At 41.3% G+C, this 15,874-nt stretch carries 12 protein-coding genes; 3 read left to right on the top strand and 9 right to left on the bottom strand.

Features of this window, described 5'->3' with window-relative positions:
- Window positions 1–38 precede the first annotated feature (38 nt).
- The 7 genes from F1644_RS07890 to F1644_RS07920 all read right to left on the bottom strand — a co-directional run bounded on the left by F1644_RS07890 (window position 39) and on the right by F1644_RS07920 (window position 11,246).
- Window positions 39–2,366 (bottom strand): Gldg family protein, encoded by a 2,328-nt coding sequence (locus F1644_RS07890; RefSeq protein WP_118305662.1) that lies wholly within the window; start codon window positions 2,364–2,366, stop codon window positions 39–41.
- Window positions 2,367–2,383: 17 nt separating this feature from the next.
- On the bottom strand, window positions 2,384–3,304 hold the full coding sequence (locus F1644_RS07895) for an ABC transporter ATP-binding protein (RefSeq protein ID WP_087421982.1): 921 nt from the start codon (window positions 3,302–3,304) through the stop codon (window positions 2,384–2,386).
- A 22-nt stretch (window positions 3,305–3,326) separates the two neighbouring features.
- Complete coding sequence (locus tag F1644_RS07900) at window positions 3,327–4,421, bottom strand: hypothetical protein (RefSeq protein ID WP_087421983.1); 1,095 nt, start codon at window positions 4,419–4,421, stop codon at window positions 3,327–3,329.
- Window positions 4,422–4,448: 27 nt separating this feature from the next.
- On the bottom strand, window positions 4,449–5,897 hold the full coding sequence (locus tag F1644_RS07905) for a RagB/SusD family nutrient uptake outer membrane protein (protein ID WP_118305661.1): 1,449 nt from the start codon (window positions 5,895–5,897) through the stop codon (window positions 4,449–4,451).
- Window positions 5,898–5,916: 19 nt separating this feature from the next.
- Window positions 5,917–9,420, bottom strand: coding sequence for a SusC/RagA family TonB-linked outer membrane protein (locus tag F1644_RS07910; RefSeq protein WP_158572012.1), 3,504 nt, complete (start codon window positions 9,418–9,420; stop codon window positions 5,917–5,919).
- A gap of 84 nt (window positions 9,421–9,504) precedes the next feature.
- Complete coding sequence (locus F1644_RS07915; protein ID WP_158572013.1) at window positions 9,505–10,641, bottom strand: FecR family protein; 1,137 nt, start codon at window positions 10,639–10,641, stop codon at window positions 9,505–9,507.
- A 68-nt stretch (window positions 10,642–10,709) separates the two neighbouring features.
- Window positions 10,710–11,246 carry a sigma-70 family RNA polymerase sigma factor gene (locus F1644_RS07920; RefSeq protein ID WP_118305658.1) on the bottom strand — a complete coding sequence of 179 codons (537 nt, stop codon included), beginning with the start codon at window positions 11,244–11,246 and terminating at the stop codon, window positions 10,710–10,712.
- Window positions 11,247–11,401: 155 nt separating this feature from the next.
- On the opposite strand from F1644_RS07920, the gene F1644_RS07925 reads away from it, so the two are divergent.
- The 3 genes from F1644_RS07925 to F1644_RS07935 all read left to right on the top strand — a co-directional run bounded on the left by F1644_RS07925 (window position 11,402) and on the right by F1644_RS07935 (window position 14,273).
- On the top strand, window positions 11,402–11,782 hold the full coding sequence (locus tag F1644_RS07925) for an MmcQ/YjbR family DNA-binding protein (RefSeq protein WP_118305657.1): 381 nt from the start codon (window positions 11,402–11,404) through the stop codon (window positions 11,780–11,782).
- Window positions 11,783–11,948: 166 nt separating this feature from the next.
- Window positions 11,949–12,488: a flavodoxin family protein gene (locus F1644_RS07930; RefSeq protein WP_087421989.1), complete on the top strand. Its 540-nt coding sequence runs from the start codon at window positions 11,949–11,951 to the stop codon at window positions 12,486–12,488.
- Between the two features lie 12 nt (window positions 12,489–12,500).
- A complete protein-coding gene (locus F1644_RS07935) occupies window positions 12,501–14,273 on the top strand; it encodes a 1-deoxy-D-xylulose-5-phosphate synthase (RefSeq protein WP_118305656.1) in 1,773 nt (590 codons plus the stop codon).
- A gap of 107 nt (window positions 14,274–14,380) precedes the next feature.
- Here the strand turns inward: F1644_RS07935 and F1644_RS07940 are convergent, their stop codons facing one another.
- Window positions 14,381–15,154, bottom strand: coding sequence for a Cof-type HAD-IIB family hydrolase (locus F1644_RS07940; protein WP_087421991.1), 774 nt, complete (start codon window positions 15,152–15,154; stop codon window positions 14,381–14,383).
- Window positions 15,155–15,461: 307 nt separating this feature from the next.
- On the bottom strand, window positions 15,462–15,869 hold the full coding sequence (locus tag F1644_RS07945) for a DUF2721 domain-containing protein (RefSeq protein ID WP_027202061.1): 408 nt from the start codon (window positions 15,867–15,869) through the stop codon (window positions 15,462–15,464).
- Window positions 15,870–15,874: the final 5 nt, after the last annotated feature.

Here is a 15,874-nt window from a genome sequence, read left to right on the forward strand (position 1 = left end):
AATCAATCTAGCACCAAAGAAATTATTATTTATCCAGTCTATTTTCCTTTTCTCCTAAACAACACGATAACACCCAAAATGAGTAACAACGATGGGAGTATCCATTGCAACACCGTTTTTATCGTAGCTCCACCAGCCATACTTAAAGCCAATTTATTATCTATATTTCTAGGACGGGAAACATCTACCGGCAACTCCCCGTTAGACAACCAATCGAACATTGACATGACGAGATGACCATTTCCTGATTGTATTCCCCGACGGGTCGTAGCCAACTCACCCATACTGAAACAATCTGCATCCCCTAACACGATAATTCTTTGCTGATTTCCGGCTTTTTCCCGTTCCAAACCAACCATCGTCATTCGCTTTCCTGCCACCTCTCCGATAGAAGAATTCAAACGAACCGTATCATTGAGAAAATCAATCGTCTCTAATTCATTCCAACCGGAAGAGTCTCTAGTTTCCAATAACGGAATTAACTGAAATCCCTTGTCACTCTCTTGTGCAATTGCAGCGGCTCCCGGCATAACCAAGGACAAGGGGCGGAACGCACGGCTCGTGTATCCATAGAGGATCTCCCAATAACGAGATATATCTTTAGCGGATTCGGTGACCCGACTCAATACCAAATTAGACGGATATTCTTCTATTTGCCGTTGAACTAACACTCCCGGTTCAAAACGCAATCCTAGCAAATCCATTAAAGGATCTAAATAGGTGTATGTCTTGGGTTTTCCGGCTAAAACCAAATTTTTACCCTCTTCAATGTAACGAGACAACATCTCAATTTCTTCCGTCGTAAAAGGTTCCAATGGTTCTGAAACAACCAATATATCCAAACTATCCAGTACTTCTCTACCACGTCCCAAGTTCACATCCACCACATCAAACCCTTGATTAATCAATGAATTTCTAAAAGTTTTGGCCGCTACCATATAAGAGTGATCCCTATTTCGAGACCCCACGATTGAACGAGCGTCATGGTCAGACAAGAAACCCACACGAGGTAATTTCATCGCAAAGCGTTTTAATGCTGCCGATATTTCAGCTTCGCTCGGTAAACGCCACATATCATTATAAACCCGGATGAACGCTTTCTTTCCATCTTCTCGTTCCAATAAAGTCACAAAACGATATCCTTCATCACTCAAATCGATTTTAGCATCAATTTCTTCCGGAGTTAAGTACTTGCTTAATCGGGTATTTTGCAATTTAGCTTCATCCTTCGCGGCTTGTTTCAATGTTTTCCCCGGATAGCGCTTTTTGAAAATATCAGTAGTCGTGTCTACATGATAATAGAACACGTAATCCATCTTCGTTTCCGGTTTAAAACGGACATAACGATCATAACGGGCAAGATCATCCTTAATTTCTTTCGTCGTCATGTTATGAATACTACCAAACAAGTTCACATAAGTCGTCATTTTCAAACCACCATCCAATTTTGAAACGATGTCCTGACTCGCTTGGGTTAATGTATTATCTTTCGTGTATGTGGCATCATAATACCATTTCATCATCGGACGGGAAGTAATATACCCCAATAACAATGCCACGACGAAAATTCCCATGTAACGTCCCAATTTTCCCATGAAAGAACAGCTCTCCCGACACAATTGCAATTTCAATATTGCAAATCCCAAGAACATGGCACTCATGATAACAAAATAGAAGACATCCTCGCTACAAATCATACCCGCGATAAAAGTATTCGTCCGTCCACCAAGGGAAAGCCAGTAAGTTATTTCACGTACAAAAGCATATTCTTGCCATATCCCGGAAATCAATTCCAACACGGTCAACAAAGCAAACATTCCGATTGCAGCCACAATAGGATAGACCGTTAAACTAGACATGAAGAGACCGATTGCAGCGTACAGACCGAACAACAGGTACAGCCCTAACAATCCGGTCAGCACGGTAGCCCATTCAAAAGATTCCACCATACTCCCGGCAATGATCACATAGACCAACAAGATCCCCGTCATGATCAATCCATAGAGCATAACTCCCAAATATTTACCCAACACGATATGTCGACCCGTAATCGGTGCCGAGAATAATAATTTTATCGACCCGCGGTTAAACTCTTGGCTAACCAATCCCATGGTTAACAAAGGCATCAATAAATAGAAGAATTTCGTGACTTTAAGCCAAAGGCCCCCTGAGGTAAAATAAAATAATTTTTTGGAGATCGCATACAAACCATTACTACTAAGTTCTTGTTGTCGGGCCAATCTTTCCAACACTTCGGCAAAGCCCATACCGGTCACAAACACGAAAAGAATAAGTAAAAGCCAAGCTACTGGCGAATAAAAAAGGTTCGATAACTCCAAACGAGCTATCTTGTATATTGCTCTCATACTATATCTAATTTAAATTACTTTCCTGACAATTTTGCAAATATCGCTTCCATTGAAGTTTTTTCTGTTTTAACTTCCGTCATCTCCCAACCTCTAGACACACTCTCCCGAATCATATTTTTAATCGTATCGCGGTCTCCATCATATGATAAACGCACCCCGTGGTCATCCGAGAATTCGGCTCTTCTTATCCCGGGAAGAGCAACTAACTCATCAATCGTCGGGGGAAGATCAAATCTCGCGTAAACGGTATTAGGTTCGATATAATTATCAAACTCCTCCACGGTCCCAGAAAAAACAACATGCCCATGTTCGATCATTTTAATAGATGAACAAGCAGCTTGCACCTCGGACAGAATATGAGTCGAAAGCAACACGGTACGATCCTCTGCTATATTCTGGATTAACTGACGAACCTCTAGTATCTGATTCGGATCCAATCCATTCGTCGGTTCATCCAATACCACAAATTTCGGATCATGTAAAATGGCTTGTGCAATACCAACCCGCTGCTGGTATCCCCCGGAAAGGTTACGTAACAACCTATCTTTCATGTGGTAAACGCCACAACGTTCTTCCACTCTTTTAACAGCGGCCTTAATGCTTTTACGCTCCATCCAGTGGATTTCCGCACAAAAGTTTAAATACTCGTTTACCGTTAAGTCCGGATACAAAGGGGGTTTTTGTGGTAAGAAACCAATATACCCACGTGCTACTTCCGGATTTTTTAACGTGTCCACGCCATTAATATACACTTTACCTTTTGTCTGTTTCAACACACCACAAATAATGTTCATCGTTGTTGATTTCCCCGCTCCGTTAGATCCCAACAAACCGACAACTCCCGCACCCTCAATTTCAAGATTAATATCTTCAATCGCCCATTGTGTCGAATAACGATGATATAAATGTTCTACTTTTACAACTGGATTTTCCATACTACGTTATTTATTTACTATCTTAATTTTTTACTACCCTATTCCCGATTGCCTGTAAGTCTACACCCAACCGTTTAAATTCTTGGATTAAAATATCATACCTCTCTTTGATTTTCTCGTTCACATCTTTCTTGAGATGAAGTATCCCCGTGTAGTCATTGGCATTATAATCTCCATTCTCAGGTTCTGCTGTCAACGTTTCGTACGAATTCCCAATAATCATTTCTAAATACGCGCTCAAATCCTCATCTTGAACAATGTCGAGATTTATATAACTGCTCGGCCAAACGACAAAACCAAGTCCATAGCACTCATTTTTAGCGGGTCGATCAGAATAAGAACCTCCTACCCACGAATAATCTGCAGCCTCAAAAAACTCATCAAAAGAAAGTTTCTCCTTTAACCGTTCATTGATGAACCACATATGCAGATCAACCTTTAATTCTTTTTTCTTTTCTACCGTTAATGTTGTGATTGATTCATCCCCGTGGCTCAAAATCAAATTATTAAAAACGCTTGTATAGGATAAATCTGTACCCGCAGACCTTTTCAATTCACGTCCCAAAAGCACTTTCAGCGGCATATAATTATGCAGGATGCTGTCCGGATAAAAATTCAGGAACAATTCCTCGAGTAATGCCAATTGATCCCCCACGTATGCCTCATCAGCTTCTTGCACACTAAAAGTCCCGCTATTCTTAAAGCTAGCCTCTACCTCCAGCAACTTCCCATCCACAATTGAATATTCGAACCAAGAACCATCCGTCTTAAAAGAGATTCCCAATTCATAAGCCACACCATCCACGTAGGCCGTGTTATTTTCCACGTAATCCCCCTCTCCAAACGTATACCAAGTATACACGAGACTTGTATCCCTGTATGCTTCTGCCCATGTCTGATCTACATTAAAATAGGCATCTGCCGGATTGAATTTATAAAGGAGATACACGCCTGTACGATCAAACCAATTTACAATACGATCATCATATTCATGTTCTCCTTGAGGCAAAGTTATCTCGTATTCAGGCACATCAGACGGACTTAAATTTTCATCATCACTACATCCCATCCAGAACACTAGTCCTAGAATAATGGATATCATATATTTCATTTTCATACAAATTCTGAATTAAAATTTCACGTCTTAGTTTTGTTTCAAGTTCGGATTCTGTTTTAACACATCTTCCGGTATCGGTAGAGCAAAAAGGCTCATATTTTGCTCGAATTCCTGCAATTCACTTTCCACCAACACGTGTTTCACCGTTTTCCCGTAACGCCGCAAGTCACACCAGCGATGGTTGGTTTCCCCACACAATTCCCGACGTCTCTCGGTCAAACAATAATCCAACAACTCTTCTTTATCAACCACATCTATTTCTTTGTAAAATTCTTTATTGAAACGATTTTTCCGTAGCATATTCAAATCAGCTAGCGCAGCCTCTCGATAGGTATCATTACCCTCAATGATAAACTTTTGAGCATAAGCTTCTGCCCGGTTCAAATATAATTCTGCCGTCCGTATTCCTTGGAACCCACCAAGATCACCTTTACCTTTCGTGATCCCGATACGTTTCCAAGCTCTATTCCCCATGATATCGATCTTCCAATAAAAATAAAGAGCCCGCAAATCTTCCACCGTACGGCCCACTAAATTTGCCCATTCGCCTTTCACATACAAGCCACCCAAGTCCGAAGAAATGCTGAATGGCGGTAAGGATGCACCAGGCACTTCAAAACCACGGTCGTATTCCCGTCCCCAAATGATTTCATCCGGAGTTTCTGTTGAATACACGCTTGCAGTCGAAGAGTTAGGTCTACTCAATGAAATAGAATTCATATCAAATAAATCCGGTTTAACCATCAACACGGAATCAGCATAGGCCAAGGCTTTATCCCAGTTTTCCATATATAAATACATCCGTGACAGAATTGCCTTTGCGGCTAAATGATCTATTCTGAAAAAGTTGCGTTTATACTCGTAAGTGCTTAATAAACGATTTCCTTCCAACAAATCTTTTTCAATCTGTTCGTACACTTCTTTCACCGTGTTACGAGCAAAAAAATCTCCCGTTACCGTGGCATCCAATTTCAATGGAACTCCCAAGTCCACTTCCGGATTTCCCTGATTGTAGGCTATTCCGAAAAAGTTCACTAAATGAAGATAATACCATGCCCTTAAAGTCAAGGCCTCTCCCCTTATACTTTCCCGCATATCATCGTCCCCCTTCATATCATCCAGGTAATCCAATACTAAATTACACCCCAAGATGCTGGAATAAGGCGCTTCCCAAAATCTTACATCATATCCTCCGCCATCTTCGTCAAACATATTATCACGCCACATATACAGCCATTTTTCCTTATCATGTTGTGATTTCTCTGCCGCACTCTGTGCCCCCACGCTCTCCACGTTATCGGTAAAAATCTCCGTGGCATAATAAAAATTACTCTCCTGGTACCCGTCTCCCAACAGAATCTGCTCTAAATCATTTACCATAGAAGGGCGAACCTCATCCTGGCTTCTTTCCTCCAGAAAGTCACTACATCCTGTAAGAAACAAAACTGATATTAATGAACATATTTTTCCTTTCATAACAATTTCTTTTTCAGTATTAAAAACTCAATTTCACACCAAGCGAAAAATCTTGAGAACGAGGTTGTTGTCCCAAGGCAACTTCCGGATCCCGTCCTTTAAAATCTTTACTTTTAATTTGTAGGGGATTTGTGGCTGAAAAAGATAATGTCACGCTTTTCGCAAACCCTTTAATCCATTTATCCGGTAAGTTATAGGAAAATTGAAAATCATTGAAACGAATATACCACGCGTTCACCACCCGAACATTAGAATAGGCCCACGCTTCCAAAGGATAAATCGTATCATCAGAATTTACAAACGGACGTAACGGACGACAGTTATCTCCCACGGGAATCGACGGGATATCCGTGTATTTCTCGTCTCCCGGTTTCCGCCAACGATCCTTTAATTGAGTAGAGGCATTCTGATATTCACTTAACATCATATACCCGTTTTCGTAAGGGGAATCCAAGAATTCATAATTTCCTCTACTGATATAGAAATTCAAGGGGAATGAGAAACGTTTCCAACGGAAAACCATGTTAATCCCCAAGGTAAATGTCGGTTCGCGTGTCCCCATGTAAACCATATATTCCGAAGCATCCTTTTCAGCCGTCGTTGTATTTGCCCGAGAGAAATCAAACTGGGGAGCTCCATTGTTCGGGTTCAGACCCGCAAATTTAAACGCCCAGAAACTTCCCACCGGATAACCTTCTTTGTTCAAAGCCCCGGATACGGCATTCTCCCAAGAGCCATTGGTTTCCAAATTAGAGTTTACCTTATTATTATTTCCTGAAAAACTGGTTCCCAAACTCCACATAAAATCTTTCGTACGAACAGGCACCACGCTCAACGTCAAATCCCATCCCTCATTCTTCACGTGACCATCATTCAAATTCATACTCGTCGTTCCGTTTTCATAAGGAACTTTCGCTTGCGTGATGACATCTGTCGTTTTCTTATAATACCAGTTAAATGTACCATTCAATTTACTCTTAAACAAAGCGAAATTAGCACCCAAATTCACGGATAACGTTTTCTCTGGCTTTAAATCAGGATTAGGAAGCTGACTCCAACTCATGACATATTCTCCCGTATTCGAGTCGATAGCTTCAATTTTAGCTATAAAGTCCGGACTGATGTTCTCAATTACGTTTCCTTGATAACCGAAACTTGCCGTGAATGAAAGATTATTCACTAAATTCTGATTTTGCATCCAAGGTTCATCCGTCACGTTCCAACGAAGTCCGGCTGACCACACCGTCTGGAATTTTCCGGAGTCTCCAAAACGATTGGAAGCATCCCCACGGAGTGAAAGGTTTATTGAATAACGGTTATCATACATATAGCTACCCGTGACATAATACGACACGTAGTTCGCTATTTGATTCGTCACTTTAGGAACAGTCCGGGCATACTTTTTATTCTCGATATTAGAATTAATCCCGTAATTTAAAGGTACATCCGTGAAACTCTCTCCACGATCAGGCATATATCCCCAGTTCGTTTGCGAAAATCCGTCATATTTATTACTCCGAGTCTCCAAACCGGCCACGAAATTAACGGAATGAACTCCATTGAATAATTTCACGTACTCGGCTTGTAATCTGGCGGTATAATTAAAATTACGACTTTCCGTAACCGTTAGCATACCTCCGTAAGGAAGGGGAGATTGTTTATACTCGTCATCCAAAACACTATATTCTCCATATTCATACCCACGAATGGATGAAATATTATGAGACTGCTCGGCGAACCAAGTCTTCCCAAAAGAGGAACTCGTAGCCCCTCCTAAAGTAGCCGATAAGGTTAAACTCTCGGTCAGCAACCATCGGGCACTCAAATTCAAGTTCAAGCTTTTTGCCGTATTCTCGTTTCCTGAATTTGACAATTCGTTCAATATATTGTAATTATACCCATTTTTGTCATAGTAAAATAAATCATCCCCATCATAACAGGCTATCACCCGACTCGTGTTAATCGCATAAGAATACGGATCCACCCCAGAAGCAAAAGCCTCTGTTTCCGTATGACTACCGGACAAAGAACCATTGATGGTGAGTTTATTCCAAAATATAGCACTCAAATTCAAATTTCCCGTATATCCAACTTGTCCATTTCCTTTGGCTGTATTCTGTTGATTACGATACCCGAAAGAAGCCCGGTAAGTCGTCCGATCATCTCCACCCGAAAAACTTACAGAATGGGATTGAGAAAAAGGGGTCCGGTAAAGAATATCAAACCAATCCGTATTTACGGTTTCCAACTTTTTTACTCCTGCATGAAATTCATCCAGGCTAATTTCCCGACGTGCATACGCCAAAGCCAGCCCCGTATATCCAACAGTTTCATCCGAAATTCTTGCTCCCCGCTCAAAAGCCTCACGGGAAAGTTCCACCCGCTCTTTTGAATTCATGATCTCCATCTTATCATAGTTCAAACGAGAACTCAAAGAAAAATTTCCGGAATAATTCACCGACATCCGTCCTCTTTCTCCCTTCTTCGTGGTAATCAAAATAACACCATTCGCAGCCTTTACTCCATAGATCGCAGTTGCAGAAGCATCTTTCAGCACGGTAATATCCTCAATATCATTGGGATTCAACCACGATATCGCTCCCCCGATAAAATCTTTCATCATATCCAAATTATCATCGCTAATCGCGGCCAAAGCACTCGCCTCAAAAGGTAGGTTATCTTCCTGAATAATACCATCCACTACCCATACCGGATCGGCATTACCCACCAATGTAGAAGTTCCACGCACTCGTACTTTCTGACGGGTTCCTGTCAACCCACTCGTGTTGGTAACCATTACACCCGGTAACTTTCCCTGCAACATCTGCTCCACCGTTTCATTCCCCGTCATGATTAAATCCTCCGCTTTCACCTTCGCGTAAGCCCCGGCCATCCCTTTTTCCTTTATTACCTGATAACCGGTTACCACAACTTCTTCCAAAGCCTCGATATCTTCTTCCAATACCACATGGAGTGTATCCGTTTTTTCCGTGAAGTGAACCTGTTTGTTCTTGTATCCTACAAAGGAAAATTCTAATGTTCCTTTCAATACCGGCAATTCGATTGCAAACCATCCATTCACATCAGAAGCCATTCCCACGGTTGTTCCAACCAACTGGATCGTTGCCCCGATAATCGGATTCTTCTCCTTATCTCGAATAAATCCCTTGATAACGACAGTGCTCATACCAGACTTAGTTGCCTGTTTATAGATAATAATCGTATCATCTACTCGACGCCAAGCTAAATCTGTCTTTTTCAAACATTCATTCAGAATCTCCGTGATCGTTTTTTGCTTCAAGTCAAAACTCATCCCGACATACGGCTTCAAATCATCAAGATGAAAGGCAAAAGTCTGATCACTTATTTCACGTAACCTCTCAATAACCTGACTTAATTCCGCATCTTGCATCTTCAAGTCAAATCGCCGTTCCTGCTCCTGTGCACTCACCGTCATTCCTGACCAGACAATAAGGCAAGAAAATAGGTAGAAAAACCTTTGAACAAATCGCGTTTTTTTCATAATTTTGAATTGTAATAAATTAAAACATTTTTCTCGTACCATGAGAAAGGTTGCAAATGGGAAGTTTAACGGACTTCCCGTTTTTTATAAATTACTTTTTATTTCTATTAGCTGATTTTTTCGTTTAAAGCTTACTTTTCTAGTACTCTCAAGAATTCTCAAGACACTGTCTATGTCTTCATAACGTTTAGTCTCAATCGAAAACAGCATATCACCCGTACTTTTTTGGTCAAATTGAACTTCCAGATCATACCAATCACATAACGTCTCCATGATCTCGGACAGAGGAAGACCTTTAAAGTAAAAACGATTATTAAGCCAAGCCGTTGTCACCTTCACGTCTGCATCTTGTACCATAATCTGCTTTTGAGTTGAAGAAATAATTCCCTCTTGGCCAGGCCGGAGTATAACGGAATCATGTAAATTACTCAACCGAACGGAACCACTTAACAATGTTGCACAACTCGGTCTTTCTTTGTAACAAGAGATATTAAACTTTGTCCCTAATACCGTTACGTTATTATCTTCAAAATGAACAACGAAAGGCTTTTTCTTATCCGGAGCGACCTCAAAAAATGCCTCTCCCTCGATCCAAACCTCACGAGTTGTATCGGAAAAAGGAACCAGATAACGCAAGACGGTATTGGTATTCAAATGGACACGACTACCATCGGCTAACGCAAGAGTAAATTCGCCCTGTCTCGGTACCCGAATCGTATGCCACTCTTGCTCGACCGGAACAAGACTGTCAACCACATAAGCCAATTCTTTATCAATTTGTTGTACCCCGACATGATTTTGTTGTAAAAATTGCCCAATTCCGGTAGAGTCCAAAGTATAAACTTTATCATTTACAGAAATGGTGGGAAGATTCGTTACAGAAGAAATCTGCACAGGTACATTCTCCTGCCGAGAGCGATATATCAGTAATACAGTCAGCACCGCAATACATACTGAGGCAACTACCGCATAGCGTACTATCAAGTTCCGATGACGACTAGGCCGAGATAAAAATTTGTTTTGAAAATCTATCCATTCCTGCCGATCAGTCCGTTCGTAATTAACAGAATGAAGATTCGTCGCAATATCATCGTACAACTCTTTTAACTTCGGATTTTCCTCCAATCCTTGTTCGAGATCTTTACAATCTGCTTCCGAGTCCATCAGACGTTTAGCAAATTGTCTGGCTAAATCCATTCGTTCTTCAATTTGATGCTTCATCGTAATTTTCATTAAAATCGTCTATCATACGAAGAAGTCAAAAAAACGGGTGAATGGTCTGATAAAATTTAGATAAAATATTTTAGCAACAATAGGATTACATACTGATTTTTAATGATTTCCCTCAATTTTGCATAAACATTTTTTTTCAATGTCTTTATGGTATTGATCGAAACTTCTAGCTGATCGGCAATTTCTTGAGTAGAATAACCTTGAAGAGTCAGTAAGGCAATCTGACGAGATCGATCCGGTAATTTATTTATTGATTCTCGAATAATACGATACGTTTCATTTCGGGTAATTTCATCCAAAAAGAACGTGTCGGAATAAATAGTATCCTTTAAATCTCTAATTTTATTTTCTACCACTTTCTGAAGCCGTAATTGGTCGAAGCATTTATTACGGGCTGTCGTATAGAGAAAAGAGAGAATTTCTTTTTCAGTATAAGCTGGATTAAAATTATTCCAAAGGGCAAAAAAAGTATCTTGTGCAAGATCACGCGCTAATTCCCCATTCTTCAAAAAAGAATTACAAAAATCATGTATAGCTTGAAAATAATCAAGATATACAGACTCAAATTGCTTTCTTTCTTCTGACGATGGCATTAATTTCACACCCAGTTACCTCTGATTAAACGATACAAAGATAAAATTAATTTATTCATATGATCGTGAATTAGAAAAGATTCAGATTAAAAAACATCTCTTTTTGACAATAAAGAAGGAATATGTAACTTTGTATTATTCTAAAAATTGCCAACATGAACATCGAAGAATTCAGAGAATATTGCTTGTCATTGAAAGGGGTACACGAGAAGATGCCCTTCCCGAATGTTCCCGATAAATACAGCCAAGACGTTCTATGTTTTTACGTGGCAAGCAAATGGTTCTGCTTTGTAAATATCGAAGTATTTGATTTTTGCTGTATCAAATGCAATCCAGATGAAATGGAAGAATTACGAGCCACGTACACGGGCATAAAACCCGGATGGCACATGAATAAAAAACACTGGATCAGCGTTTATTTTAACCAAGACGTACCAGACAAGGAAATCAAAGAGCTGGTCAAAAAATCCTACGACATTATAGTCAGAAGCCTGACAAAGAAAGAACGGGAGGCATTAGTAAATTCCGAGGAATAAAATCTTTCTATTCCTCCCCTTATTCTCTACCACAAATAGCAAAATCTGTAATTTTGGTATGCATCTCTGTAATTTATATACAAATGAAATGACAGAGGCAATGTAATTTTGTAACATAAAATTATGAACACAACATACTAGAATAATCATTATAAAAAATCATATTATGGCAAAAAGAATTTTAATCCTTTCTTCCAGTCCTCGAAAAGGCGGAAACTCCGACACCTTGTGCGACGAATTTCTGCGGGGAGCTAAAGAAGCGGGAAATGACGTTGAAAAGATTTTCTTACGAGATAAAAAGATTAATTACTGCACGGGATGCAGCACGTGTAGCCTGCATCATAAACCTTGCCCGCAAAAGGATGATGCCGCGGAGATCATTGACAAGATGGTGGCTGCAGATGTTATCGTCATGGCAACACCCGTCTATTTCTACACGATGAGTGCCCAGATGAAAACCTTGATTGACCGGTGCTGTGGTCTCTACACGGAAATGAACGACAAAGAGTTCTATTTTATCGTCACGGCGGCAGAAGATGATAAAGAAAAAATGATGCGCACCGTGGACACGTTCCAAGGATTTCTTGATTGCCTAGAGAATCCTACCATCAAAGGGGTGGTCTTCGGACTAGGCGTATGGCACGTCGGAGAAATCAAAGGAAACCCGGCTATGCAGGAAGCATACGAAACAGGAAAACGAGTATAAATTTATAAAACTATGTATCTAGAAAACATTAACTCTCCGGAAGACGTGAAACGTCTTTCCATTGAAAATTTAAATATACTGGCGGATGAGATTCGCCACGCTTTACTAACCAAACTAAGCGCTCATGGCGGACATATCGGTCCTAACCTGGGAATGGTTGAGGCCACGATAGCCCTACACTACGTGTTCAACTCGCCAGTGGACAAAATCGTGTATGATGTGTCGCATCAAAGTTATGCCCACAAGATGTTAACCGGACGTAAGGATGCCTTTCTTCACGCGGAAGAGTACGACGAGGTAACCGGTTATACCAACCCACGGGAAAGCAAGCACGATTTCTTCACGATCGGTCACACGTCAACTTCTGTGAGTCTTGCCTGCGGGTTAGCCAAAGCCAGAGACCTGAAGGGAGATCGTGAAAATATTATCGCCGTGATCGGTGACGGTTCTCTAAGTGGTGGAGAGGCCTATGAAGGATTAAGTAATGCGGGAGAAACAGGTACCAATTTGATCGTGGTGGTCAACGATAATGAAATGTCTATTGCCGAAAATCATGGTGGTTTGTATCAGAACTTGAAAGCCTTGAGAGACTCTGACGGGCAAGCGCCTTGCAATTTTTTCAAGTCTCTCGGGCTTGATTACATCTACGTGAAAAACGGTAACGACATTACCGCTTTGATACACGCCTTCACACGGGTAAAAAACGTTTCTCGTCCCGTGGTCGTGCATATCCACACGCTAAAAGGGAAGGGATACACTCCTGCGGAAACCTACAAAGAAAGATACCACTGGGGTATGCCGTTCAACCTAGAGACCGGACAACCGTTATCTGACGGGGGGAACACGGAAGATTATTGTAATCTGACAGGAAAATTCCTACTGGAACAAATGCAAAAAGACCCTACCGTGGTGGCTATTTCCTCGGGAACACCCGCGGTAATCGGTTTTAATCCCGAACGCAGACAACAAGCCGGAAAACAATTTGTAGATGTGGGGATCGCCGAGGAACATGCTGTAGCCCTCGCATCCGGAATCGCTGCCAATGGAGGGAGACCCGTGTACGGTGTTTACAGCACGTTTATCCAGCGGTGCTATGACCAATTGTCACAAGATCTGTGTATCAACCGGAACCCGGCAGTCATTTCGGTGTTCCTTGGCGGCTCTGCCGGGATGAATGATGAAACACACCTCGGATTCTTTGATATTCCACTTATCAGCAATATACCGAATATCGTGTACTTGGCCCCGACTTGCAAAGAGGAATATTTCGCCATGCTGGAATGGGGTATCAAACAAACAACGCACCCTGTTGCCGTTCGTGTTCCGGGACCGGTTGTCATCGAAAGCGGTGAAACCTTTGACTCGGATTACAGCGAATTAAACCGTTATAAAATTACCTGTCAAGGGGAACGGGTGGCCATCATCGCGCTTGGAAATTTCTACCCGCTGGGAGAGTCCGTGCGTCGAAAGTTGCAAGAGGCAACCGGAGTCCAAGCCACACTGATAAATCCTCGTTATATCACGGGACTTGACAAACAGATGCTGGAAGATTTAAAGGCTAATCACCAGCTGGTGATCACGCTGGAAGACGGTGTACTGGATGGAGGTTTCGGGGAAAAGATTGCCCGCTATTACGGGGATTCCGAGATGAAGGTCAAGAACTACGGTCTGAAGAAAGAATTTGCCGATCGCTTTGTTCTGGAAGAACTATTAAAAGAAAATCATCTAACAGACACGCAGATCACGAATGAGATTCGGGAAATCATAGATAAAAAACAAGACTAAATCTATACTACCCCCTCCAACTCCCCCTTACACAGGGGGAGAGCTGATTACCAAGCGGTTTCTCCCTCTGTGCAAGGGGGAGTTAGTAGGGGTAGTTATTTAAACAGCTAAATCACCCCGAAATGCCGTAAAGCCTTTTCAATTCCATCCTCATCCACGGAATCGGTAACATAATCCGCTGCCAGCTTTACTTCATCTTCCGCATTTCCCATAGCCACCCCGATCCCGACATGTTTCAACATGAGGACATCATTCCCTCCATCCCCGAAAGCCATTGATTCCTCCAACGATATTCCAAAATAATCCAACATTTTATCTACCCCCACTTGCTTACTACTTCCTTTCGGAATAACATCCGAAAACAATGGATTCCACCGGGTTGCCTCACAATGAGGCATGGCAGCCATAATCGCTTTCTCCTGTTCTTTCGTGAAAAATGCCACCAACTGGAAAACCTCTCCTTCGACAGCCTCCCGTAAGGGCAGACTAGGCGGTTGCGGGAAATTCAGTAAACGAAAAATCTCGTTCGTCCGTTCGTTCGTGTAATTGATATAAAATGTATTTTCATGCACAAAAATACAGGGAAAACTCTCTTGTTCTTCCATGTATCGCACTAAAGAAACCATATCTTCCGACGGCATACTATGTTTATAAATCACTTTCTCCCCCACGATACAATAGCCCCCGTTTAAAGTAACATAACCGTCAAATTGCAAGTCTTCTAAATTATTAATAGCCAACAATTGCCTCCCACTCGCAATGAATACCCGAATACCTTTGGCACGCAAAATAGCAATTGCTCTCTTCGTAGAATCCGGAACCCGATGTGTCTTAAAGCTAACCAACGTCCCGTCAATATCAAAAAATACAGCTTTTATCATATCATCCTAATTTCAACGCGAAAATACAGATTTACACAACAATTCTCATTGACCTAAATCAAAATTTATAGGAAGAAGAAAACAGTCGGGAATGATATGGTATCGAAAAGAAGGCAGTATTTCTAGTTTTGGTGTGATGATCTCTGCCGGAAGCCGACTGTTTTCTAAAGTTCTAATTTGTCTTCTTGACAAAGTTAAAGCATTTATTCCAACATTGCAATAATTTGAATCCTTTTTTCAACAAAATTATCACAGCACAGCAACATCATGACAAATTCATCATACATACAACAATAGATTACTCCTTTTATTTCTTCTCTTCCTCCGGGGTCACGTTATCTAACCTAAATTCCAACGCCTTCACCGAAATCAATATCTCTTTCACGGAAATTCCCAATGAAATCACCAACAGCAACAAGGCCACACCGAACGTGTAAACAGCCAAGGTTTGTAGACCGATATAGATAAAAAAGGTACAAACCACGCAAAGCAATAAACTGATCACTCCGTAAATTTGCATCGATCTAGCCATGTAAAGCCGCTTCCGTAAATTATCCAGTTGCAATTTGGTCATCGCACTCGGCCGATTCTCATGTTCTCCCTTCAAATTCCGGATCACTTGGGCATACGCCAGAAAACGATTCGTATAAGCCAGCATGATCAACGATATAGCCGAGAATAAAATAGAAGGTGTTGTCAATGTAAGCTCTTCCATAACCG

The organism is Butyricimonas paravirosa, from assembly GCF_032878955.1.
In the GTDB taxonomy this organism is placed as follows: Bacteria; Bacteroidota; Bacteroidia; order Bacteroidales; family Marinifilaceae; genus Butyricimonas; species Butyricimonas paravirosa.

Coding starts and splice junctions, on each gene's coding strand:
- F1644_RS07890 (WP_118305662.1), bottom strand. CDS start 2,366: ATGAGAGCAATATACAAGATAGCTCGTTTGGAGTTATCGAACCTTTTT.
- F1644_RS07895 (WP_087421982.1), bottom strand. CDS start 3,304: ATGGAAAATCCAGTTGTAAAAGTAGAACATTTATATCATCGTTATTCG.
- F1644_RS07900 (WP_087421983.1), bottom strand. CDS start 4,421: ATGAAAATGAAATATATGATATCCATTATTCTAGGACTAGTGTTCTGG.
- F1644_RS07905 (WP_118305661.1), bottom strand. CDS start 5,897: ATGAAAGGAAAAATATGTTCATTAATATCAGTTTTGTTTCTTACAGGA.
- F1644_RS07910 (WP_158572012.1), bottom strand. CDS start 9,420: ATGAAAAAAACGCGATTTGTTCAAAGGTTTTTCTACCTATTTTCTTGC.
- F1644_RS07915 (WP_158572013.1), bottom strand. CDS start 10,641: ATGAAGCATCAAATTGAAGAACGAATGGATTTAGCCAGACAATTTGCT.
- F1644_RS07920 (WP_118305658.1), bottom strand. CDS start 11,246: ATGCCATCGTCAGAAGAAAGAAAGCAATTTGAGTCTGTATATCTTGAT.
- F1644_RS07925 (WP_118305657.1), top strand. CDS start 11,402: ATGAACATCGAAGAATTCAGAGAATATTGCTTGTCATTGAAAGGGGTA.
- F1644_RS07930 (WP_087421989.1), top strand. CDS start 11,949: ATGGCAAAAAGAATTTTAATCCTTTCTTCCAGTCCTCGAAAAGGCGGA.
- F1644_RS07935 (WP_118305656.1), top strand. CDS start 12,501: ATGTATCTAGAAAACATTAACTCTCCGGAAGACGTGAAACGTCTTTCC.
- F1644_RS07940 (WP_087421991.1), bottom strand. CDS start 15,154: ATGATAAAAGCTGTATTTTTTGATATTGACGGGACGTTGGTTAGCTTT.
- F1644_RS07945 (WP_027202061.1), bottom strand. CDS start 15,869: ATGGAAGAGCTTACATTGACAACACCTTCTATTTTATTCTCGGCTATA.